Source organism: Blautia sp. SF-50 (assembly GCF_900101315.1).
GTDB classification, from domain to species: domain Bacteria; phylum Bacillota; class Clostridia; order Lachnospirales; family Lachnospiraceae; genus Blautia_A; species Blautia_A fusiformis.
On the sequence record NZ_FMUW01000002.1, the window covers coordinates 128,676 to 151,809 of the forward strand.

Sequence of the window (23,134 nt, forward strand, 5' to 3'; positions counted from 1 at the left end):
TAACTGTAGTTGATAAGTACAATTATAAAATAAAACGCTAAAGAGGGAGATTTCACAATGGTAACAAACTTTGATTACTTAAAAAATGAATCAAAATTCTCTGCATTTGCGAATGTTGCCATATCTGCGGAGATGATCATATTGGCAGATCCGGATGCGAGTATTCTTAACAGCCGGCGGGCTATGGAATTTGCTGTGAAATGGTTGTATTCTGTGGAGAATAGTTTGCAGATTCCGTACCAGGATAACCTTCACACTTTGATGAATACAGAGGAATTCAGACAGTTAGTGGGTCCGGATCTTTGGAAACGGATGGATTATATCCGCAGATGTGGAAATAGTGTGGCACATAGCAATAAAAAACCTGGCAGAGATGCAGCGATGCTCTGTCTTGAAAATCTGTCGATTTTTTTAGATTACGTTGCATACTGTTATGGAGAACAGTATCAGGAGCATCCATTTGACAAGTCAATTATTGATGGCAGAATTGAGAAGGCAAAGGCATCCAGGGAAACAGCCAGAAAAACAAAGGAAACACTTCTGAAAGAACAGGAAAAAACTGCCCAGCAGGAACTGGATCTACAAAAATTGATGGCAGAAAATACTTTTCTCAGGGAAGAACTGTCCGCACGCCACGAGAAACAGCAGCAGACATATGTTCCGAAACCTCTGGATCTGTCTGAATATGAAACCAGAAAACTTTACATAGATTCCATGCTCATTGATGCAGGATGGACACAGGGAAAAGACTGGTTAAATGAGATGACTGTGACAGGAATGCCGAATAAATCAGGGATTGGACGTATTGATTATGTTCTCTATGATGATATGAATAAACCTCTGGCAATTATAGAAGCAAAACGTACCTGCAAGGATATTGCTGAGGGCAGGCAGCAGGCGAAACTTTACGCAGATCTGCTGGAAAAGAAATATGAACGACGTCCGGTAATTTTCCTTACCAATGGTTTTGAAACCCGGATCATAGACGGACAATATCCGGAAAGAAAATGTTCAGTTATTTATTCCAAACGGGATCTGGAGAAATGGTTTAACCTTTTGAGTATGCGTACAAGCCTGCAAAATATTTCTGTAGATAAAAAGATAGCAGACCGCTATTATCAGGAAGCCGCGATAAAAGCAGTATGCCAGAGCTTTGATGAAAAGAATCGGAGAAAAGCCCTGCTTGTTATGGCCACAGGTTCCGGAAAAACCAGAACAGTAATGGCTCTGTGCAAGGTACTGGTTGATGCGGGCTGGGTAAAGAATATACTTTTTCTGGCGGACAGAAATTCACTGGTAACACAGGCGAAAAGAAGTTTTGTAAACTGGATGCAGGATTTTTCCTGTACAAATCTGGTTGAAGAAAAGAATAATTATATGTCGCGATGTGTTTTCTCCACATATCAGACCATGATAAACTGTATTGATACGATAAATGATAAAGAAGGAAAAGTTTTTACCAGTGGTCATTTTGATCTGATCATTTGTGATGAAGCGCACAGATCCATTTATAATAAATATAAAGATATTTTTACATATTTTGATGCACTGCTTGTAGGACTTACTGCAACACCAAAAGATGAGATTGACAAAAATACATATGAAGTATTTGAACTGGCAAATGGAGATCCTACTTATGGTTATGATCTGGCGCAGGCGGTTAAGGATGGATATCTGGTTGATTATCTTTCGGTGGAATCCAGGGTGAAATTTATTGATCAGGGAATTGTATATGATGAACTTTCAGAAGCAGATAAAGAAATCTATGAAAATACTTTTGAAGACGAAAATGGAAAGATTCCGGAAGCGATAAATTCGGCTGCATTGAATACCTGGATTTTTAACGAAGATACCATTAAAAAAATTCTTCATGTCCTGATGAGAGATGGAATTAAAATTGAATACGGACAGAAGATTGGAAAAACAATTATTTTTGCGAAAAATCATGATCATGCGGAAAAGATCCTTGAGATTTTTAATAAGGAATATCCGCATTTAAAGAATTATGCTATGGTGATCGATAACAGAATGAAATATGCACAGAGTGCAATTGATGAGTTTTCAGATCCGAAAAAACTACCGCAGATCGCAATTTCTGTAGATATGTTAGATACGGGAATTGATGTACCTGAAGTTCTTAATCTTGTATTCTTTAAGAAAGTTATGAGTAAAGCAAAATTCTGGCAGATGATCGGACGAGGAACAAGACTATGCCCGGGATTGTTGGATGGGGAAGATAAGAAAAAGTTTTACATTTTTGATTTTTGTGGAAATTTTGAGTTTTTCCGAATGAATAAAGGAAAAGCAAGCGCAAATCTGATGGCGTTGCAAAGTGCAGTTTTTAATCTTCAGTTTGAGATTTCGTACAAGCTTCAGGATATTAAATATCAGAAAGATAAATTAACTGCGTACAGGACTGCGCTTGTAAAGCACATGACTGAAAAAGTAAAAGAGCTCCCAAGAGATAGTTTTACAGTTCGCCAACATTTGAAATATGTAGAATTATATTCAGAAGAGTCGAACTATCAGATGCTTACTTATGAAGATACTTTACTTGTACGGGAAGAGGTTGCACCCTTGATTTTGCCTGAAAGTGATGAAGTAACAGCAGTACGTTTTGATGCACTTATGTATGGAATAGAACTTGCATCTCTGGTTGGAAAGAAATATACAAGTGCGCGAAAAGATCTTTTAAAAAAGGTTTCCGGAATTGCCGGAGTGGCAAATATACCGGAGATTCAGGCACAGACAGAGCTGATCAATCAGATTTTGCATACAGATTATGTGGAAAATGCAGGAATTGATGAATTTGAAAATATCAGGAAAAATCTGAGAGATCTTATGAAGTATATTCCGGATAAGAGCAGGAATAAATATATGACCAATTTTACAGACGAAATTCTTTCAACGGAATGGAAAGAAGCAGAATTGGAAAACAATGATCTGGAAAATTATAAGGTACGAGTAGAATATTATGTCCGACAGCATCAGGATAATTATGTGATATCAAAGCTGAAAAAGAATCAGCCACTTACAGAAAAAGATGTAGATGAACTGGAAAAAATTCTCTGGAGAGAGCTTGGTACAAAAGAGGATTATGAAGCAGAATTTGGCAGAAAGCCGTTGGGAGAATTTGTCAGAGAAATGGTAGGTCTTGATATGAATGCAGCAAAGGAAGCTTTTTCAAAGTATCTTGAGGATGTAAATCTGGACAGCAGGCAGATTTATTTTGTAAATCAGATCATTGAGTATATTGTTCATAATGGAATGATGAAGGATCTTTCTGTTTTGCTGGAATCTCCGTTTACGGATCGTGGGAGCATTTCGGAAATCTTTACAGATATGGGTGTTTGGCTTGGAATAAAAAAAGTCATTGATACGATCAACGCAAATGCTGCTGCATAAACATCCTCCTCTGTGAAGCATAAAAATTTACCCGGATTTACAATAAATTTAACCATAAATCCGGTTGACAAAACCCGGCCGGGAACGTTATAATGGCCGGGTTGATAAGATATTTTAAGAAAAAAAGGCAGGTGAACAGAATGGACAGTTGTGATTCTCATGGGCGAAGTTGTAGCTCTCGGAGTGAAAGATGGAAAAAACAGAGAGGGATGAGGCTGTTCCATTCTGTTTTAAGTGTACAGAATATCTGTGAGAATATTATGTCTGTATATCAGAAGGATATATTTGACAGGATGTATCGGTGCCATCAGAATCTGTACGATATTATTACATTATAATTGTAGCAGGATTATAATAGATATCTTTTTCATTCTTCTCATTCTGAGAATCTTACAGTAAGGCGATCATGTATAAATTCATTTCGCTTTATACTCAAATCCCAAGGAAACACAATCGAAAATCAAACAGCACATAGACATGCTTTAACATGTCTGTTTTTGGTGTGCGTGTTTTGTGCGAAACTATGTGAGGAGGATGAGAAAATGACAAAAAGAAATCAGGATTTTTCAAAAGATATTCTGAGTCTGATCCGAAGCAGTGTTTCTCCGGCAGTTTTAAGTGAAAGGCTGCAGGATTTCCACGAAAACGATCTGGCGGAAGTATTAAGAGAATTAAGCACTGCGGAGCGCAGCAGACTATACCGTATCCTGGAAAGCAGTATGCTGGCAGATGTTTTTGAATATCTGGAGGAAGAAGAAACTGTACAATATCTGGAAGAGATGGATGTAAAAAAAGCGGCAGCCATTCTTTCCAAAATGGAAACCGATGCCCTGGCAGATGTTTTAAAGCAGATCGATAAAGAAAAACGCAAGCTTCTGATTCAGCTTCTGGATGAACAGGTGCGGAAAGATATCGAAATGATCCGTTCCTTTGATGAGGATGAGATCGGAAGCAGAATGACAACGAACTGCATTGTGATCCGTGAAAACCTGACCGTAAAGCAGGCCATGAGTGAGCTGGTTTCCCAGGCGGCAGATAATGATAATATTTCTACGATCTTTGCAGTGACGGATAGAGGGGAGTTTTATGGAGCCCTGGATCTGAAGGATCTGATCACAGCAAGACAGGACCACCCTATGGAAGAGCTGATCGTAACTTCCTATCCATATGTGTATGGTACTGAGCAGATCGACGACTGTATGGAACGGCTGAAGGATTATTCTGAAGATTCCATTCCTGTATTGGACGATGACAATCGTTTCCTTGGAGTGATCACATCCGCAGGGATCATCGATCTGGTAGACGATGAGATGGGAGAGGATTATGCAAAGCTGGCCGGTCTGACTGCAGAGGAAGATCTGAAAGAACCTCTTTTTGAAAGCATGAAAAAAAGAATGCCCTGGCTGATCGTTCTTCTGGGCCTTGGTATGGTGGTATCTTCTGTTGTGGGAATGTTTGAAAAAGTAGTTACCTGTCTGCCGATCATCATGTGCTTTCAGTCTCTGATCCTGGATATGGCAGGAAATGTTGGAACCCAGTCCCTGGCTGTAACCATCCGTGTACTGATGGATGAAACGCTGACGGGCAGACAGAAAGCAGAGCTTGTGCTGAAGGAAATGCGGATCGGTCTTTGCAACGGTGGTCTGCTCGGTATTCTGTCTTTTGTACTGATCGGATTGTATATTTTCTTATTCAAAGGAAAAACACTCGTATTTGCCTATGCGGTATCCGGCTGTATCGGATTATCCCTGCTGGTGGCCATGCTGGTATCCAGTGCAGTGGGAACCTGCATACCGCTGTTTTTCAAAAAGGTTGGTGTGGACCCGGCAGTAGCCTCAGGTCCTCTGATCACTACGATGAATGACCTTGTAGCCGTGATAACATACTATGGAATGAGCTGGATATTCCTGATCGAGATGTTCCACCTGGCTGGCTGAGAGTAAAATGCAGCTATGCTCATAAAAATAGACAGATATCAGAAATCTGTCGAATAACAGAAAAGTTACCAATACAAAAAAATTCCGGATCGAAAGATTCGGGATTTTTCTTTACATACAAACAGAAAGCTATTATAATGAAAGACACGCTTTGCCCGTTTAAAACGTTGCAGAAATAAATACAAACAACGGGCAGAAAAAAGAGAACAAAACGATCACATGGGGTGATTGGGGAAAGGAAACAGTAACATGATAGTAACAATGATCGAAAAGGTCTATACATTTCTGTGGGGAGATCTGATAAGGATCCCGCTTCCGGGAGGAAGTACGCTGGGAATCTCACTTCTGATCCTGCTTCTGATTCCGACCGGTATCTATTTTACCATCAGGACAAAGCTTCTGCCGATCCGTCTTTTTCCGGATATGGTACGAGCCCTGTCAGAAAAGAAAAGTGACAAAAATAATCTTTCAGCATTTCAGACGCTGATCGTATCTACAGCTACCCGTGTGGGAATGGGAAACCTGGTCGGGGTGGTAGCTGCGATCTCGGCAGGAGGTGCAGGAGCGGTATTCTGGATGTGGATTACGGCGCTGATCGGTTCCTCTACTGCTTTTATCGAAGCGACCCTGGCACAGCTCTATAAAGAAAAGGATCCTCTTTACGGTGGCTACAGGGGCGGTCCTGCCTACTATATCCATCGCTACTGGGAAGAAAAACAGGGCAGAAAACGAAAAAAGGTTCTGCTTTCCGTTCTGTTTGCCATTTCCGGCCTGATCTGCTGGTGTGGGATCAGTCAGGTTATCAGCAATTCCGTCACGGCGTCTTTCAAAAATGCTTTTGATATTCCGCCGCTGTATACTACCATCGTGCTGGTAGTGATCGCAGCTGTGATCGTGCTTCGGAAGAATGCAACGGTTAAAGTTCTGGATCTTCTGGTGCCGGTGATGGCAGTGCTTTATTTTGTGATCACGCTGTTTATTATATTTACAAATCTTGGAAGTATGCCGGGAGTATTTAAGCGGATTTTTGAAGAAGCTTTCGGATTTCGTCAGGCTGTTGCCGGCGGATTTGGCGTCGTGCTGATGAACGGAGTAAAAAGAGGCCTTTTTTCCAATGAGGCGGGAAGCGGCTCCGCTCCCTGTGCAGCAGCGGCAGCAGAATGTGACAGTCCGGTAAAAGCCGGATTTGTCCAGGCCCTGGGTGTATTTGTGGATACGATCGTGATCTGCAGCTGTACAGCTATGATCATGCTTCTGGCCCCGGAAGATCTGGTACAGGGGCTTTCCGGAATGGAACTTCTTCAGACTGCCATGCATTATCATATGGGGCAGTTTGGAGTGATCTTTATTGCTGCAACATTGTTTATGTTCAGCTTTTCCACATTCCTGGGAATCCTGTTTTATGCAAGAGGCAATGTGGCTTATCTTTTTGGTGATAACTGGGGTTCACAGACAGGATATAAGGTGCTGGCACTGGTGATGCTGTTTATCGGTGGGATCGCGGCTTACACATTTGTATGGGATCTGGGAGATGTAGGAATCGGCCTGATGACGATCTTTAATATTTTCATGCTGTATCCTCTTGGGGAAAAAGCACTGAAAGAGCTGAAGATCTATGAATCGGAAAAGAAGAAAAAATAAAACTGTTTACAGACCTTGAGAGCATATGGTAATATCAGGGTAAAGCGCTAAAAGATTAAAGAGTTCTGACAGCCGGAAGGAGTCAGACTCTGTGAAATATCAACGGTAAGTTGGATCAAGAGGAGGATATGAAAGATGTATATTACATGTCTGGACGTAGAAGGTGTACTGGTACCGGAAATCTGGATCGCATTTGCAGAGGCAAGCGGAATCCCGGAGCTCAAGAGAACAACCCGTGATGAGCCGGATTATGATAAGCTGATGAACTGGAGACTTGGAATTCTGAAAGAGCATGGTCTGGGACTGAAAGAGATCCAGGAGACTATTGCAAAGATCGATCCCCTTCCGGGAGCGAAGGAATTTCTGGATGAGCTGAGATCCTTTTCCCAGGTGATACTGATCAGTGATACCTTTACACAGTTTGCAACTCCGCTGATGGAGAAGCTTGGACGGCCGACACTTTTCTGTAATTCCCTGGAAGTAGCAGAGAACGGAGAGATCACAGGCTTTAAGATGCGCTGTGAGAAATCCAAGCTGACAACTGTGAAGGCACTGCAGTCCATGGGATTTGAGACTATCGCAAGCGGAGATTCCTACAATGATCTTGGAATGATCCAGGCAAGCAAAGCAGGATTCCTTTTCCGTAGTACAGAGCAGATCCGTGCAGATCATCCGGAAATTCCGACTTACGAAGAGTACGATGAACTTCTTGCAGCGATCAGAGAAGCAATGAAATGAAGAAGGGAAAACCGGAATGATCAACGATAGAATTGTGATCGAAGAAAAAACAAAGGACTATAATGAGGCATGGATAGAGACCTATTTCTGGCAGGAGTCGGAAGAACTCTATCCGGGACAGAAGCGTCCGGTCATAGTGATCTGTCCGGGCGGAGCTTATGGCATGACTTCTGACAGGGAGGCAGAAGCCATTGCTGTCCGGTTTATGGGAATGGGCTATCACGCAGTGGTACTTCGTTATAGTGTGGCACCTGCCAGATATCCGGTGGCTCTCCGTCAGCTGGCAAAAACAGTAGCTCTTCTCAGAGAGAACAGCGATAAGTGGCATATTGAAAAAAATAAGATCATTGTGTCAGGTTTTTCGGCAGGTGGCCATCTGGCAGCTTCTTTGGGAGTATTCTGGAATACGGAGGAGCTTGCCGGGATCACGGGAATGGAAAACGAGAGGATCCGTCCCAATGGCATGATCTTGAATTATCCGGTGATCACTTCAGGGGAAGCTGGTCATGAAGAAAGCTTTCGAAATCTTCTGGGAGATCGTTATGAGGAGCTGAAAGATCGGATGTCTCTGGAATTTCAGGTTACGGAAGATACACCCAGAGCCTTTATCTGGCATACCTTTGAGGATCAGACGGTGCTGCTGGATAATACACTTCTCTTTGTTCAGGCACTCTATAAAAAGGGCATTCCAGTGGAGTATCATGTTTTTCCGCAGGGACCCCATGGGATCGGCCTGGCAAATGAGCTGACTGCCAACGAAAACGGCAGAGGGATCGCAAGAGCCTGTGAACCATGGAGTGAGCTTGCAGGAAAATGGCTGAACCGAGAATTCCCATGGTGGAACGGGGCAAAGATCGAAAGATAATACGAGACTGCTGTGTCGGATAAAATATCCTTTTTATCGGGAAACCGGTAGAGAGGGTATTTTTTATGATTGTGATGCATGTGATGACTGCTGTATTTGTCGGCTGTTTTGTCTGGCTTATCTGATGATAAAAGCTTTGCAGGGTTTTGAGGTGGATCTGGATCAACATTCACATTGCAGAAAGAAAGGAATTTTGATAATTATGGATAAAAATCAGATTTTTATTACCAGTGGTACGGAATATAAAAGAATGACAAAGGAGCTTCTGGAAAAAGCGGATCTTCAGTCCCATATCGGGGATAGAAAGAAAAAGATCGGGATCAAGCCGAATCTGGTTTCTCCTTCAGAGGCTTCCTGGGGTGCAACGACTCATCCGGAAGTGGTTGCAGGAATTATCGAGTATCTGAAGGAGCATGGCTTCCGGGATATAGTGATGCTGGAGGGATCCTGGGTAGGAGATAAGACAAGGGAGGCTTTTGAGACCTGTGGCTTTGACAGGCTTGAGGAAGAGTATCAGGTGCCGTTCTGGGATATGCAGAAGGATAAGGGTATTTCTGTGGACTGCGGCGGAATGGAGCTGAATGTCTGTGAGCGGGTAAAGGAGCTTGATTTTCTGATCAATGTGCCGGTTCTGAAAGGCCATTGTCAGACAAAGATCACCTGTGCCCTTAAGAATATGAAGGGGTTGATCCCAAATAAGGAAAAGAGACGGTTTCATTCTCTGGGGCTTCATAAACCCATTGCTCATCTGAATATGGGGATACAGCAGGACTTTATTGTTGTGGATAATATCTGCGGGGATCTGGATTTTGAGGATGGCGGAAATCCTGTCGTGATGAACCGGGTGATGGCTGCCTGTGATCCGGTTCTTGTGGATGCATATGTGTGTCAGATGATGCATTATGAGGTAGCTGAGGTTCCTTATGTGAAGCTGGCAGGTGATCTTGGCGTGGGCTGTTCAGATATTTCCAAAGCAGATGTCAGATTTCTGGAGGATGGTGCGGATCAGAGGATGCCGGTATCCAGAAAGGTTGTGGAGCTTGCGGATGCCGTGGAGGAAGTGGAATCCTGCAGTGCCTGCTACGGGTATCTGATCCCGGCATTGGAGATGCTGAAGGAAGAGGGGCTTTTTGAGAAGCTGGATGAGAAGATCTGCATCGGACAGGGGTATCGTGGTAAGACGGGAGTGCTTGGTGTGGGACACTGTACCTGTAAGTTTCAGAATTATGTGGAGGGGTGTCCGCCGTTGGAGGGGGATATATATGAGTTTTTGAAAGAGTATATTGGTGAACGGACGCCGGGGAAGTGACAGTCCTCCGGGCCGGACTCCGTCGGGGGATGCTGCTAAGGTTCCGTGAGCCGGCTAAAACCATTGCGGAAGGGCCCAGAACTCGCCTTCGGCTCAAACAGCTGGGCCCTTCCGCAATAACGCCGTCTCCCGCAGCCTAACCATCATCACCCCTCCTCCGTAGCAGCCCGGAGGACTGTCACTTCCCCGGCTGACGTTTCAGCCGGAGAGGTGGAAGCGGACGCGTGGTGTCCTGTCCTTACGTTTTGATGAGTTGAGCGTCCGCAGTTGGAGGTGTGGAAAGAATAGCGTCTGGTCAATAAATATTTTGGTGTTGCTCAATGTGTTGGAATGGTGGGAAGGATACGTCTTCTTGTTGAAAGGTGTTATGCCGATGGGATCGGCACAGCCTGGTGTTTTAAACAAACGCAGAATCCATCACCCTGTTAACAAAGTAACATAACCAAAACGTACGGTTCATAGCGGGGCCTGAGGGAAGGGGTGCAGGGGAGGGGAAACGGCCTTTCGCAACTACGAGTGCTTCCCCTCCCCTGCGGTTTCACTTACGCTTCCAAAGCGTAAAAACATTTTTCAGAAAAAAAGAATCCTAAAGACATCTCTTTACAATCTCAATAATCTGCTCCATAGAAAACCGGCTGCTGTCAATACAGAGATCATACTGTGTCATATCCAGCCATTTGCTGTCTGTAAAGTATTCATAGTAAGCCTTTCTCTCTTTATCCATTTTTTTGACCAGCTTCCGTGCGCTGGCTTCTTCTCTGCCGGTACGGCGTATCACATTCTGAACTCTTTCCTCAAAAGGTGCATGGATAAAAAGTTTAAGTGATTTATCCTTCAGGATACTGGTCGCACAGCGGCCGACAATTACGCAATCCTCTCTCTGCGGAAGGGACAGGATGATCTTTCTCTGGAGATCATAGAGCACATCGTTCATTGGTACAAAAGAGAAATTATCTGTAAACTGCAGCTCACTGTCAACGGGAAATACCCACTGACTGGCTTTTTTCTCGTCTACCTTTGCCAGGGTGTCGAAGGGGATATTGTTTTTCTTGGCAGCCATGTCGATCAGTTCTTTATCATAAAAACCGATGTCCAGGTTTTCAGCCAGAGTCTTGCCGATAAGGCGTCCGTTGCTTCCAAACATACGATTGATGGTGATGATACGTTTTGCCATAATGATACCTCCTTTATTTCGGACCGAAAGCAGGAATATCTGATTTTCGGTAGTTTTTCTTACTTCTTTTATAACATATTTCAGTAAAAAATACCAGAAAATAATATATAATTTTTAAAATAATATTTAATATAGACAAAAAATAATGGTAGCAGACAGAAAATATAATTAATTATTTGTATTTGCATATGAAAAATATCATACCTTTTTCACCGGGTTTTCACAGATCACACAAAGACTTTACACATTTTTTTTAAAATATTTTTAAAACAGAGAGAACATACACAGCATATTTGGAGGTTAAGGAAAATGAAACGACGGCGTAAAAGGCTTATGGTGATCATCCCGGTGGCTGCTGTCTGTGTGGCAGGTGCGGGAACTGTGGGATATTTTAAAGTGGCGCATACGAAGCCGGCGCAGAAAACAGCAGCGAAAACGCAATCGGCGGAGGCGAAAAAAGGGAACCTTTCCAAGACGATTGTGGGTTCCGGTTATCTGGACTTGGCAGAAAATGCGCTTACAGAGCTCCTGATGGAACGCTTTGAGCAGGACGAAGACGCTTTTTCCATTGTGGATCAGTCAGAGATCATGGAATCCATGTCCGGTGTCACCAACACCATGTCTCTGATGATCAGAACAAATCGCGTTTTTTTATCTGGAAATCCGCACATTGATAAGGTATAATCTATAACAGTTAGAGGAATATCTCTGCCGGGAGGATGGAACTGCCGGCAGGGAACTGCCGAGAAAGGGATGACAGTAAATTTGAACATCGTGGAGAAATGTGTTTCATGCCTGAATATAAAAGAATCTTATGATCTGGCCAGGCGCATGGAACAGGAAAAAACAAATCCGGTTCTGGGATACCGTACAGCAGGCTCCCTGGCAGAGCGAAAAACCGGAGATATGCTTTTGGAAGAAATGAAAAAAGCCGGTCTCACACAGGTAGAAAAAGATAAGATCCGTGTGGATGCATGGGAATTTAAAAAAGCGGTGATGCGCTGCCATGACAGAGAGGGAACCTGCCGGGAGATCCAGCTTGGCGCATATCAGACAGATTTTAAGACCAATGGCTTTCAGAGGTTTGATCTTGTATATCTTGGAAAGGGTACAGCTGACGAATATAAGGATATCGATGTGAAAGGAAAGCTGGTTCTTATCGAGATCAATCAGAGAGAAGAATGGTGGATCAACTACCCGGTGTATCAGGCACACCTAAAGGGTGCAGCAGCTTTGATCGCCGTACAGAGCAGAGGATACGCACAGATCGATGATACGGCTTTGAATGCACAGGATATCGCAGGACCTTCCTGTGCGCCTGCATTTTCCATGTCACGGGCAGATTTTCTTATGATCCGTCAGCTGATGGAGGAGAAAAATGAGAATGGGAATCGTGTTCCGGAGCTTTCCGTGGAATTTGATGCGGACACAGAGGTGATCAAAGACCAGTATACCTACAATATCGTTGGCAAAATCCCGGGAACCGATTCGGATTCCATGATCCTGTTAAGTGCTCACTATGATTCCTATTTTGAGGGATTTCAGGACGATAATGCGGCAGTGGCCATGATCATTGGAATTGCCAGGGCGCTGCTCCGTGGTGGCTATAAACCTCGCCATACTATTGTGGTATGTGCTCTTGCAGCAGAAGAATGGGGGATTTCCGACACAAAATATGACTGGTCCACAGGTGCTTACCGCCAGGTATTTGAGGCGAGACCGGAGTGGCAGGGGCACGTGATCGCAGATCTGAATTTTGAGCTTCCGGCTCATGCACACAGTACCAGAGATGCAGTACGATGTACCTATGAGTATGCGGATTTTGTGCGCAGCTTCGTGGATGCTGTGCAGATGCCGGAGGGGATTTATCCGGAGGGCATGACCACGTTGTATCCCATTGAAACCTGGTCTGATGATTTTACCATGGCTATTTCCGGGATCCCGTCCATGGTCAATGATTTCAGCGGTGGCCCGTTTATGGAAAATTATTATCATTCCCAATACGATAACCAGGATGTTTATGAGGAAGAGGTATACAGATTCCATCATGAATTTTATCTGAAACTTCTTCTGGCTATTGACGGCCTTGCTCTGCCGCCAATGGATTTCGGGCGGGTACTGGACCAAAGTATTAAGACCCTGGATACGGATCTGTGTATGCAGACCGGCGCCGACAGTACACTCCTTCTGAAAAAAACAGAAGAGGCAAAAAAAGCGGCTGCCATCCTTGCAGAGCAGGTACGGCACTTCAACAGCCTTCCGGAAGAAAAACGTGACTGGAAAAAAGCCGATGCCATTACCGAAAAGCTTCTCGGTGTATTCCGGAAATCCCAGGATTATCTGGTACGTCTGGACTGGGATGACAATGTGATCTTTCCGCAGCAGGCAGTGCAGAACAATCTTTATGCACTGAAGAAAGCGATGGGATATCTGGAAAAAGGAGAGATCGCCCTTGCGCTGGAGGCTTTTTACAGTATTGACAACAACTGTTATGCCTTTCAGTTTGAGCGGGAAGTCTTTTATCATTTTACGGAATATATCTTGAAGCAGTCCCCGGATCGCCTGATGTGGGGAAAGGGCAGGATCATCCATCATGAGAACCTTTATGATCTTGTGGAAAGGCTGAAGGAAAAGAAGCCGGGTGACAGTCTGGAGGCGGAAAAGCAGAGCCTCAAGGAAGCCTGGGAAAGACAGAAGCGTTATTATGCGGATGATATTGAATATCTGATCCGTGCAGCGGAAAAGCTCAGGAATCTGATCTGCGAGGTCAGTGATATGTTTGAAAAAGGAACAGAATAAAACCATACCTGGAGGAAAGAATGGAAAGCCATAATTTATACCGAGTGAAAGAAGAAGATCTGGATAAGCTGATCCGGATATTGACCGTATGTTTTTCGGAGGATCCTCTGTATCATGCACTGATCCCGGACAGGGATACCAGAGAACGGCTGATGCCGGAGCTTTTTACCTGTGATCTTACGGAGTTTTTTGAGACCTGCGAGATCTATGCAGACAGCAGTGAGCTGAACAGTATCCTGGTAGTATCCGACGGAACGGAGCATGAAGCAGCCTTACATAATCTGATGGTGGATTTTTTTGCCCTTCTGAAAACAGATGGCTATCTGATCAAAGAGGATCCAAGTCTTGCGACCCTGCGGAAATTCAGCCAGGGAAAAGACTATCTGAATTCCAGCTGGACTTCCCAGCTTCATACAGCAGAAAGGCTTCATGTGATCTATCTGGCAGTGGCGCCGAAGATGCAGCATCACGGTCTTGCTGAAAAGCTGATGGATGAGGTGATCGATTATGCGGACAGGCATAAGCTGATGATCTCTCTGGAAACCCATAATCCGGCAAATGTTTCCATGTATGAGAAATTCGGATTTAAATTATACGGCATTGTACAGAAAAAAGGATTTGATCTGAAGCAGTACTGCATGATCAAACAGGCATAGGAGGAATTACGATGAAACGAAAATGGTGGCATGACAAAGTGGTATATCAGATATACCCCAAGAGCTTTTATGATTCCAACGGAGACGGGATCGGAGACATCCCGGGAATCATCAGCAAGCTTGATTATCTTAAGGAACTGGGAGCAGATATCCTCTGGCTTTCCCCAATCTATAAATCTCCCCTTGCAGACCAGGGATATGATATTGCAGATTATTATGCGATTGATCCGAGGTTTGGGACCATGGAGGATATGGATCGTCTGATCGCAGAAGCAAAAAAAAGAGAAATGTACATCCTTATGGATCTGGTGGTAAATCACTGCTCCGATGAGCATGAGTGGTTTCAGCAGGCCATTAAGGATCCGGACGGAAAGTATGGAAATTTCTTTTATATCCGGGACAAAAAGGATGATAAAGCTCCCTGCAACTGGAGAAGCTATTTCGGTGGTCCGGTATGGGAAGAGCTTCCGGGACATCCGGATAAACAGTATCTCCATGTATTCCACAAGAAGCAGCCAGATCTCAACTGGGAGAATCCTGAAGTAAGAGAGGAAGTCTACAAAAACATCCGCTGGTGGATGGAAAAAGGGCTTGGCGGATTCCGTATTGATGCCATAATCAATATCAAGAAGAAGCTTCCGTTTTCCGATTATCCTGCCGATCGTGCAGATGGGCTCTGCAGCGTCGAGAGGATGCTGGAGGAGGCAGAAGGGATTGGAGAATTTCTGGGAGAGATGGCTGAGAAGTGCTTTCATCCCTATGATGCTTTTACTGTAGGAGAGGTCTTCAATGAAAAGGAAGATGAGATCAAAGATTTTATCGGAGAAAACGGATATTTTTCATCCATGTTTGATTTTGAAGAAACCTGTTACGGAAAGAGCGAGGATGGCTGGTATGCATCCAAACCGTACCTGACTCCGGAAGAGTACAAGAAGTGTATTTTCCATACGCAGAAAAAGATTGGGGATACCGGCATGATCTCCAATATTATTGAGAATCATGATGAGCCAAGAGGTGTCTGTCACTATATTTCTCCGGAAGACCGCTGTCCGGATTCAAGGAAGCTCCTGGCAGGTGTTTATTTCCTGCTGAAGGGAATTCCGTTTATTTATCAGGGGCAGGAGATCGGTATGGAAAATATGGAGTTTACTTCTATGGATCAGATCGATGACATCAGTACCATCGATGAATACCAGGTAGCGCTCCGTGCCGGATGCAGTGAAAAAGAAGCGCTTGATGCTGCTTCCGCATTTTCCAGAGACAATGCCAGAACTCCGGTACAGTGGAGCGCAGAGAAAAATGCGGGATTTTCAGAAGGAGAGCCGTGGCTTGGGGTTAATCCCAATTATAAGGAGATCAATATAGAGTCTCAATTAACGGATAGTAACTCCCTCCTTTCTTTCTACAAAAAGCTGACTGCATTGAGAAAAGCTCCGGAATATAAAGAAACGCTTGTATACGGAACATTCGCTCCATATCAGGAAGAACAGAAGAATCTGATCGCATATACAAGAAACGGTGAGAAAAATCTTCTGATCCTGGTAAATATGCAGGCACAGTCACAGAAGGTATCTTTGCCGGGAGAAGTAAAAGAGGTGCTTCTGAATAATCAGAAAGCTGTGGAGATCACAGAAAAAGAGATCATTTTGAAACCGTATCAGTTTATCGTTTTGGAGACCGCTGTCTAATGCGGCGTCAGAACAGCAGAGAAAAAAACAATAGCTATTTAGCTGACAGTCTGTTAAAATAAATGTTCGGCTGAAAAAACAGCCGTAAAGAAAGAGAATGAGAATTCAGAAGGGAATAAAGTATGCTGAAGATAAAGAATTACGTAAAGGCAGAAAGCCTTGAACAGGCATATGAACTGAACCAGAAAAGAACAGCCTGTGTGCTGGGCGGTATGGTCTGGCTGAAAATGGGAAACCGGAACATCATGACAGCCATTGATCTGTCAGGTCTTGGGCTGGATACTATTACAGAAACAGAAGAAGCATTTGTGATCGGCTGTATGACACCACTTCATGCGCTGGAAACCCACAAAGAGCTGAATGCCTATACAAACAGTGCTATCCGTGAAAGTGTACGGCACATTGTGGGTGTGCAGTTTCGAAACTGTGCCACAGTGGGCGGAAGTATTTTCGGAAGATTCGGATTTTCCGATGTACTGACCATGTTTCTGGCACTGGATACCTGGGTGGAGCTGTACAATGGCGGAACTATTCCGCTGGCACAGTTTGCATCCATGGAAAAGGATAACGATATCCTGGTAAATATCATTGTAAAAAAACAGCCGCTGAACAGTGTGTACTTAAGTCAGCGGAACAATTCCACAGATTTTCCTGTGCTCACCTGTGCGGCCGCTCTTATTGACGGAAAAGCAAGAACTGTCATTGGGGCCAGACCCGGAAAAGCAATGATCGTGGAAGATGAAGAGGAAATCTTAAAAGATTTTGTACAGATGAATGCACAGCAGAAAAAGGATGCAGCAGCATCTTTTGCCGCATATGCAGCGGAACATGTTTCTACAGACAAGAACATGCGTGCTTCAAAAGAATACAGAAGTCTTCTTGTGAAAGTCCTTACAAGAAGAGCCTGGGAAGAGATCGGAGGGAGAGCAGAATGAATATCACTTTCTGGCTGAATGGTGTAAAACGGCAGGCAGAGGTACGTCCGGATGAACTGCTTCTGGATTTCCTGCGGAAAAACAGCTGTTACAGCGTAAAACGTGGCTGTGAGACTGCAAACTGTGGTCTCTGTACTGTGCTGATGGATGAACGTCCGGTACTGTCCTGCTCCATGCTGGCTGCCCGCGCAGACGGGAAACGGATCGTGACTCTGGAGGGAATGCAGGAGGAAGCAAAGGAATTCGGCGCTTTTATGGCAAATGAGGGAGCAGAGCAGTGTGGCTTCTGCAATCCGGGATTTATCATGAATGTATTTGCCATGTTAAAGGAACTGGAAGATCCCACAGAAGAGGATATCCTGGAGTATCTTTCCGGAAATCTGTGCCGTTGCTCGGGATTTGTGGGACAGACCAGAAGTATCCTGAAATTTCTCGACTATAAAAAAGGACAGGAGGAAGGAAAATGAAATACGTAAACAAGCCGGTGCCAAAAACAGATGCAATGTCGCTGGTAACCGGAAAACCGGTCTATACCGATGATCTCGCACCTTCTGACTGCCTGATCGTCAAGATCTTAAGAAGTCCTCATGCCAATGCCTGGGTGGAAGAGATCAAGACAGATGCTGCAAAGAAGATCGAGGGGATTGCCTGTGTTCTGACCTATGAGGATGTTTCCCACAAAAGATTTACCCTGGCCGGGCAGACAGCGCCGGAGATCAGTCCATGGGATCGTTATATCATAGATAAGCATGTGCGTTTTGTAGGGGATCCGGTTGCCATCGTAGCCGGTGAGACAGAAGAGGCAGTAGATAAAGCCCTGAAACGCATTAAGGTAAAATATCGTGTGGAGGAAGCGGTTCTGGATATCCACACAGCCAAGGATAATCCCATTCTGGTGCACCCGGAGGATGACTGGTATATGCCGATCCCGGCCGGCGGAGATAATAAGCGTAATCTCTGTTCCTCCAATGTAGAAGAAGTGGGTGATGTGGATGCCATGCTGGAAAAATGTGCGTATACAGTAGATCAGGTTTACCACACAAAGGCAAATCAGCAGACCATGATGGAGACCTTCCGTACCTACTGTTATATGGACCATTTTCAGAGACTGACGGTGGTTTCTTCCACCCAGATCCCGTTTCATATCCGAAGGATCGTAGGAAATGCGCTGAACATTCCGTCTTCCAAAGTTCGTGTGATCAAGCCTCGTATCGGCGGGGGCTTTGGTGCAAAACAGTCTTCTGTCAGTGAGGTTTTCCCGGCACTGGTAACATGGGTTACCGGGCGTCCGTCCAAGATCGTTTTTTCCAGAAAGGAATCCATGATCGCGTCTTCTCCGCGTCATGAGATGGAAGTCCATATCCGTATGGGTGCAGACGAAAACGGTATTGTAAAGGCAATCGATCTTTATACTCTTTCCAACACCGGTGCCTATGGAGAGCATGGGCCTACAACCGTAGGACTTTCAGGCCATAAATCCATTGCGCTGTATCGTCATACGGAAGCCTACCGTTTTGCTTATGATGTTGTTTACACCAATATGCAGGCAGCTGGCGCTTATCGTGGCTATGGTGCCACACAGGGTATTTTTGCTGTGGAGTCCGCAGCAGATGAGCTGGCTCATAAGATGGGGATGGATCCGGTAAAATTCCGTGAGCTGAACATGCCTATGGAGGGAGAGGCACTTCCGGGATATCCGGATGTACCGATCAACGGCAGCTGTACCATGGATAAATGCCTCGCCCGTGCAAAGGAAATGATCGGATGGGATGAGAAATATCCGTTCCGTGATATGGGTAACGGCAAAGTACGGGGTGTCGGTATCGCTATGGCTATGCAGGGCTCATCTATTGCAGGGATCGATGTCGGCGGAGCAGACATTAAATTAAATGAGGATGGTTCCTATACCCTGGCACTTGGATGTTCTGATATGGGAACCGGCTGTGATACCATTCTTGCTCAGATGGCAGCAGACTGTCTGGATACAGATATGAAAAATATCGTGGTATTCAGTGTGGATACAGATATTTCTCCCTATGATTCCGGTTCTTATGCATCTTCCACAACCTATGCAACCGGAAATGCCGTGATCCAGGCCTGCGGAGAACTCAGAAAGAGAATCCACGCTTTTGGCGCACAGATGCTTGGAGTATCTGCAGAGGATTCTGATTTTGACGGAGAAAAAGTCCGCACAGAAGACGGAAAAGAGGTAACGCTGCAGCAGATCGCAGGAAAAGCGACCTGTGGAGTCTGCAGTGAGCTTCAGGTTGTAAAAGAATATTCTTCTCCGATCTCTCCGCCACCGTTTATGGTAGGTGCCGCTGAAGTGGAGGTCGATAAAGAGACCGGACAGATCGATGTCATTGATTATGTGGGCGTGATCGACTGTGGAACTCCGATCAATCCAAATCTTGCCAGAGTGCAGGCAGAAGGCGGTATCGGTCAGGGAATCGGAATGGTTCTGTATGAGGATGTGCAGTATACAGATAAGGGAAAAATCCGTAACAATTCTTTTATGCAGTATAAGATCCCCAATCGTATGGATATTCCGAAGGTGCGGATCGAGTTTGAGAGCAGCTACGAGAAGACAGGTCCTTTTGGTGCAAAATCCATTGGTGAACTTGTGATCGATACACCTTGTCCGGCTATTGCCAATGCGGTTTATAATGCAACAGGTGTACGTGTCAGAGAGCTCCCGATCACTCCGGAGAAGGTTGCAATGGGAATCCTTGCCAGAGAAGCCGGAGAGAAGGTGTGAAATGCAGGAGCTGATACTGGCAATTGCCGGACTGATCCTGGAGCTGCTGGTATTTTTCTGTGCAGGAAGTCTGCTGACACGGATACTGAAAATGAAGGCGGAAGTAACCATGGAACTGGTCTTGGGATATCTTCTGTATTTTGCGGCTTTTGAGATACTTGCAGTTCCTATGACACTGAAATGGGTAAAACTGAGTACCTTTTCGTATCTGTGGATGGTGATCATGGCAGCTTGTGTACTGGCAGCATGTCTGTTTGCGCATAAACTTTGGAAGGGACAGCTGGACCGGATAGGAGAAACATTTCGGAAGCATTCACTGCTGCTGCTTTTGACCGCTGCGGCAGTGATCCTGCAGTGTTTTCTGGTGGCTGCATATCAGGACGTTACTGCAGATGCAACACATTACATTGGTGCAGTAAGCACTTCCGTGTATACAGACACTCTTGCCCGATACAGTCCGCTTACCGGTGTTATCCAGAGAAATTTTAATCTCCGCTATGATCTTTCTGCATATCCGATGAACAATGCGGTGTGGTGTGTCCTTCTGGGCATCCACCCGATCGTTCAGTCCAAGGTCGTGATGTCTGTGATCAACATGCTGATGATCAATCTTCTGATCTACCAGATCGGAAAAAGCTTTTTTCGTGGAGATGAAAAAAAAGCAGACCTGATGGTTCTTTTTGTGTGTCTGATGCAATTGTTTTCTTTTTCTATCTATACAACAGGAACCTTTGCGTTTATGCGGGTTTATGAAGGGAAGGCCCTGCTGGCAAATATTTCCATTCCGGCAGCGCTTCTGGTAAGTATACGGCTCTGGCTCAACAAAGATGGCAGAAATAAAGAGAGCTGGGTGCTGCTTTTCATTGCTGCAGTCAGTGCGTTGACGTTTTCAGGATCCTCCCTTATTTATCCTGCAGTAGTCAGTACGGCGATCCTTCCGGTGATGGTGCTGAAGAAAAAGCTTTCCTACGCGATTCCCTATGCGCTTTGTATGCTGCCGGGATTTTTGTATGCCCTGGTTTATTTTTCGGCGAAGCTTGGATGGATCGCATTTCCGGCATCATAGGAAACTGGGAAGATACCATAGATAGGAGAAGAAAATGGCGGGAGTAACGATCGAAGAACTGGGACTGCGTTTTGTGCAGATCTGTATGGAAAATTACTGGAGTGGCTGTATGCTGCCTGTATTTTTTCTGGCAGGTATACTCTGGGATATTTTTTACCGCAGGAGAAAAGAATCCAGAGTGTTCCTGTATTATCTAGTCTTTCTGGCACTTACGGTATATAATCCGGTTCTTGTAAAATATGTGATACCAAAGGTACATTTTGAAAGTGAATATTATCGCTTTATCTGGATCCTTCCGGTGATCCCGGGTGCTGCCTATTATGCTGTACGGATCGTAGAAGCGGTAAGGTTTCGATGGCTGAAGGCTGTAACAGCGCTGATCCTTGCGGCAGTGATCGTCACTACGGGGACACCTGTTCCCGGCATTGCAAAAGATTATGTGATGGCGGAAAACATCTATAAAGTCCCGAATGAGCTGCGCTCAGTATGCGATGTGATCCATCAGGACTGCGATAAAGAACAACCCAAGGTTGTTTTTGACAATGAGCTGAATCTGGTGGCTAGACAGTATGATCCGTCACTGATCCTTGTTTTGGATCGTAATTTTATCCTGTATCGTGCAGGAAGTACTGTGGTAGGAAACTACGAAAACAGCAAGGCCTACCAGATCCAGAAAGTGATCATGGATGTGATAAGTTATCAGATGGATGTAGGGATCGATAAGTTCCGGCAGGTATTGAAAAGAACGGAAACCGATTATCTTGTTCTTCCGGTAGATCTTACAAATCATGACTATATCCGTCAGGCAGGATGTACCCCTATTGCGCAGACAGAAAAATATGTGGTATACAGGTTTGAAGGGTGAATATATTCGCCCTTCTGGCCTGAAAAAATGACTAAAGTGCGTAAAATGATACGGAGAACGGAGTGAACAGCAACCATAAAATGTGTGATGAATATGTACTGTTTAAAAAAATCTTTACAATTTCATGGATTTGTGTTAAAATCATAAACAGTGTAAACCTACTTTGATAATTTCATACCTGAATTTAGAAGTTATGTTTTTCATTATGCACCTGTAGCTCAGTGGATAGAGCAGTGGTTTCCGGTACCATGTGCGGGGGTTCGATTCCCTTCAGGTGTGTTACCCGGAACAGTGGGAATTGTTCCGGCGTGTTGTTATGATAAGGAGGACAAGAACTTGGATGATTTCAGAGAATGGTTATCAGATAACCTTCGCTATTTTATGTTAGGCGGAGCCATTCTGGTGATCGTGCTTGTTCTGATCTTTGGCGTTCGCGCCTGTGTTGGAGGTAAGAAGGGGAATTCCAATAAAGATCAGACAACAGCCCAAAGTAACCAGGAAAATGATCCTTCTTCTCCGGCAAATGATGGGGAGACAGACGAGAAGAAAGACGCCAGTTCCGCGGCAGATACGGATGCGGAGACAACCATGGAAAAAGCCAGCACGGAAGTAACCGAGCTGATTCAGAGCTATTATAAAGCTTTTGGGGAAAAAGACATTGCAACACTTAAGACGATTGAGGACGGATTTACGCCGGCTGACGAGTCGCAGATTAATTCAAGGGATTATATTGATGGGTATGAGGTACAGAATGTTTACGCTAAGAAGGGACTGACGGACGATTCGTATGTCGTTTATGTAGTCTTTAATTATATCTGTACTGGAATTGAGACTCCGGTTCCGGCACTGAGCCAGTTTTATGTGGAGACGGGCAGTGACGGCAATCTGAAGATCAAAGGTGGTGCTGATGACGATGCAGATATCAGTGCCTATGTGAAAAAACTGGAATCTGAGAAGGATGTGCAGGAGCTTATCACAAAGGTAAAGACGGACTATGAAGCTGCGCAGGAGAGTGATCCCTCTCTGGCAGAATTCCTTCAGGGCCTTGGTGAAGATGCCAGTGCTTCCGCAGATGCAGGAACAATGCTTACAGTTACAGAGGATTGTAATGTTCGTGCTTCCGCAGATTCAGAGGGTGAGGTTATCGGTGGTTTTTCTGCAGGAACGGAAGTTGAAAAGAAAGGGCAGGAAGGCGACTGGATACAGGTTGATTATGATGGACAGACCGGTTATGTCTATAGTGGTCTGTTAGAATAATAAGGGTTAATAAAATGCAGGTTCCGGAAGAACCTGCATTT

At 44.7% G+C, this 23,134-nt stretch carries 17 protein-coding genes and 1 tRNA gene; 17 read left to right on the forward strand and 1 reads right to left on the reverse strand.

Annotated elements, in window-relative coordinates:
• Positions 1-57 precede the first annotated feature (57 nt).
• From BLP57_RS01885 to BLP57_RS01910, 6 genes are all read left to right on the forward strand, one after another.
• A complete protein-coding gene (locus BLP57_RS01885) occupies positions 58-3,405 on the forward strand; it encodes a DEAD/DEAH box helicase family protein (protein ID WP_092068952.1) in 3,348 nt (1,115 codons plus the stop codon).
• A gap of 542 nt (positions 3,406-3,947) precedes the next feature.
• Positions 3,948-5,342 (forward strand): magnesium transporter, encoded by a 1,395-nt coding sequence (gene mgtE, locus BLP57_RS01890; RefSeq protein WP_015524706.1) that lies wholly within the window; start codon positions 3,948-3,950, stop codon positions 5,340-5,342.
• 249 nt (positions 5,343-5,591) lie between these two features.
• Complete coding sequence (locus BLP57_RS01895; RefSeq protein ID WP_015524707.1) at positions 5,592-6,983, forward strand: alanine/glycine:cation symporter family protein; 1,392 nt, start codon at positions 5,592-5,594, stop codon at positions 6,981-6,983.
• Between the two features lie 135 nt (positions 6,984-7,118).
• Positions 7,119-7,721: a bifunctional phosphoserine phosphatase/homoserine phosphotransferase ThrH gene (gene thrH / locus BLP57_RS01900; RefSeq protein ID WP_092068955.1), complete on the forward strand. Its 603-nt coding sequence runs from the start codon at positions 7,119-7,121 to the stop codon at positions 7,719-7,721.
• Positions 7,722-7,737: 16 nt separating this feature from the next.
• Positions 7,738-8,586: an alpha/beta hydrolase gene (locus BLP57_RS01905; protein ID WP_092068958.1), complete on the forward strand. Its 849-nt coding sequence runs from the start codon at positions 7,738-7,740 to the stop codon at positions 8,584-8,586.
• A 202-nt stretch (positions 8,587-8,788) separates the two neighbouring features.
• Positions 8,789-9,895 carry a DUF362 domain-containing protein gene (locus tag BLP57_RS01910; RefSeq protein ID WP_092068961.1) on the forward strand — a complete coding sequence of 369 codons (1,107 nt, stop codon included), beginning with the start codon at positions 8,789-8,791 and terminating at the stop codon, positions 9,893-9,895.
• Between the two features lie 586 nt (positions 9,896-10,481).
• Here the strand turns inward: BLP57_RS01910 and BLP57_RS01915 are convergent.
• The gene (locus BLP57_RS01915) at positions 10,482-11,069 is read right to left on the reverse strand and encodes a cytidylate kinase-like family protein (protein ID WP_015524710.1); all 588 of its coding nucleotides are present in this window, start codon (positions 11,067-11,069) and stop codon (positions 10,482-10,484) included.
• 309 nt (positions 11,070-11,378) lie between these two features.
• Between BLP57_RS01915 and BLP57_RS01920 the strand changes: the two genes are divergently transcribed.
• The 11 genes from BLP57_RS01920 (at position 11,379) to BLP57_RS01970 (ending at position 23,093) form a co-directional block, all read left to right on the forward strand.
• On the forward strand, positions 11,379-11,753 hold the full coding sequence (locus BLP57_RS01920) for a hypothetical protein (protein ID WP_092068964.1): 375 nt from the start codon (positions 11,379-11,381) through the stop codon (positions 11,751-11,753).
• 69 nt (positions 11,754-11,822) lie between these two features.
• Positions 11,823-13,868 (forward strand): M28 family peptidase, encoded by a 2,046-nt coding sequence (locus BLP57_RS01925; RefSeq protein ID WP_242872535.1) that lies wholly within the window; start codon positions 11,823-11,825, stop codon positions 13,866-13,868.
• Positions 13,869-13,888: 20 nt separating this feature from the next.
• Positions 13,889-14,524 carry a GNAT family N-acetyltransferase gene (locus tag BLP57_RS01930; RefSeq protein WP_092068967.1) on the forward strand — a complete coding sequence of 212 codons (636 nt, stop codon included), beginning with the start codon at positions 13,889-13,891 and terminating at the stop codon, positions 14,522-14,524.
• Positions 14,525-14,535: 11 nt separating this feature from the next.
• Positions 14,536-16,212, forward strand: a complete 1,677-nt coding sequence (locus BLP57_RS01935; protein WP_092068970.1) for an alpha-glucosidase — start codon at positions 14,536-14,538, stop codon at positions 16,210-16,212.
• A 122-nt stretch (positions 16,213-16,334) separates the two neighbouring features.
• Complete coding sequence (locus tag BLP57_RS01940) at positions 16,335-17,147, forward strand: FAD binding domain-containing protein (protein WP_022426069.1); 813 nt, start codon at positions 16,335-16,337, stop codon at positions 17,145-17,147.
• Complete coding sequence (locus tag BLP57_RS01945; protein ID WP_015524717.1) at positions 17,144-17,614, forward strand: (2Fe-2S)-binding protein; 471 nt, start codon at positions 17,144-17,146, stop codon at positions 17,612-17,614. Before BLP57_RS01940 ends, BLP57_RS01945 begins: the two co-directional genes overlap by 4 nt.
• A complete protein-coding gene (locus tag BLP57_RS01950; RefSeq protein WP_015524718.1) occupies positions 17,611-19,905 on the forward strand; it encodes a xanthine dehydrogenase family protein molybdopterin-binding subunit in 2,295 nt (764 codons plus the stop codon). The genes BLP57_RS01945 and BLP57_RS01950 overlap by 4 nt, the downstream gene beginning before the upstream one ends.
• A 1-nt stretch (position 19,906) precedes the next feature.
• A complete protein-coding gene (locus BLP57_RS01955; protein WP_092068974.1) occupies positions 19,907-20,971 on the forward strand; it encodes a DUF6077 domain-containing protein in 1,065 nt (354 codons plus the stop codon).
• A 34-nt stretch (positions 20,972-21,005) separates the two neighbouring features.
• Positions 21,006-21,836 (forward strand): hypothetical protein, encoded by an 831-nt coding sequence (locus tag BLP57_RS01960; RefSeq protein WP_021650909.1) that lies wholly within the window; start codon positions 21,006-21,008, stop codon positions 21,834-21,836.
• Positions 21,837-22,043: 207 nt separating this feature from the next.
• A tRNA-Arg gene (locus tag BLP57_RS01965) sits at positions 22,044-22,115 on the forward strand.
• Positions 22,116-22,172: 57 nt separating this feature from the next.
• Positions 22,173-23,093, forward strand: a complete 921-nt coding sequence (locus tag BLP57_RS01970) for an SH3 domain-containing protein (protein WP_022426066.1) — start codon at positions 22,173-22,175, stop codon at positions 23,091-23,093.
• Positions 23,094-23,134 lie beyond the last annotated feature (41 nt).

Bases quoted from the DNA above. Each gene is read 5' to 3' on its own strand.
- BLP57_RS01885 (WP_092068952.1), top strand. From the start codon at position 58: ATGGTAACAAACTTTGATTACTTAAAAAATGAATCAAAATTCTCTGCA.
- mgtE (WP_015524706.1), top strand. From the start codon at position 3,948: ATGACAAAAAGAAATCAGGATTTTTCAAAAGATATTCTGAGTCTGATC.
- BLP57_RS01895 (WP_015524707.1), top strand. From the start codon at position 5,592: ATGATAGTAACAATGATCGAAAAGGTCTATACATTTCTGTGGGGAGAT.
- thrH (WP_092068955.1), top strand. From the start codon at position 7,119: ATGTATATTACATGTCTGGACGTAGAAGGTGTACTGGTACCGGAAATC.
- BLP57_RS01905 (WP_092068958.1), top strand. From the start codon at position 7,738: ATGATCAACGATAGAATTGTGATCGAAGAAAAAACAAAGGACTATAAT.
- BLP57_RS01910 (WP_092068961.1), top strand. From the start codon at position 8,789: ATGGATAAAAATCAGATTTTTATTACCAGTGGTACGGAATATAAAAGA.
- BLP57_RS01915 (WP_015524710.1), bottom strand. From the start codon at position 11,069: ATGGCAAAACGTATCATCACCATCAATCGTATGTTTGGAAGCAACGGA.
- BLP57_RS01920 (WP_092068964.1), top strand. From the start codon at position 11,379: ATGAAACGACGGCGTAAAAGGCTTATGGTGATCATCCCGGTGGCTGCT.
- BLP57_RS01925 (WP_242872535.1), top strand. From the start codon at position 11,823: ATGACAGTAAATTTGAACATCGTGGAGAAATGTGTTTCATGCCTGAAT.
- BLP57_RS01930 (WP_092068967.1), top strand. From the start codon at position 13,889: ATGGAAAGCCATAATTTATACCGAGTGAAAGAAGAAGATCTGGATAAG.
- BLP57_RS01935 (WP_092068970.1), top strand. From the start codon at position 14,536: ATGAAACGAAAATGGTGGCATGACAAAGTGGTATATCAGATATACCCC.
- BLP57_RS01940 (WP_022426069.1), top strand. From the start codon at position 16,335: ATGCTGAAGATAAAGAATTACGTAAAGGCAGAAAGCCTTGAACAGGCA.
- BLP57_RS01945 (WP_015524717.1), top strand. From the start codon at position 17,144: ATGAATATCACTTTCTGGCTGAATGGTGTAAAACGGCAGGCAGAGGTA.
- BLP57_RS01950 (WP_015524718.1), top strand. From the start codon at position 17,611: ATGAAATACGTAAACAAGCCGGTGCCAAAAACAGATGCAATGTCGCTG.
- BLP57_RS01955 (WP_092068974.1), top strand. From the start codon at position 19,907: ATGCAGGAGCTGATACTGGCAATTGCCGGACTGATCCTGGAGCTGCTG.
- BLP57_RS01960 (WP_021650909.1), top strand. From the start codon at position 21,006: ATGGCGGGAGTAACGATCGAAGAACTGGGACTGCGTTTTGTGCAGATC.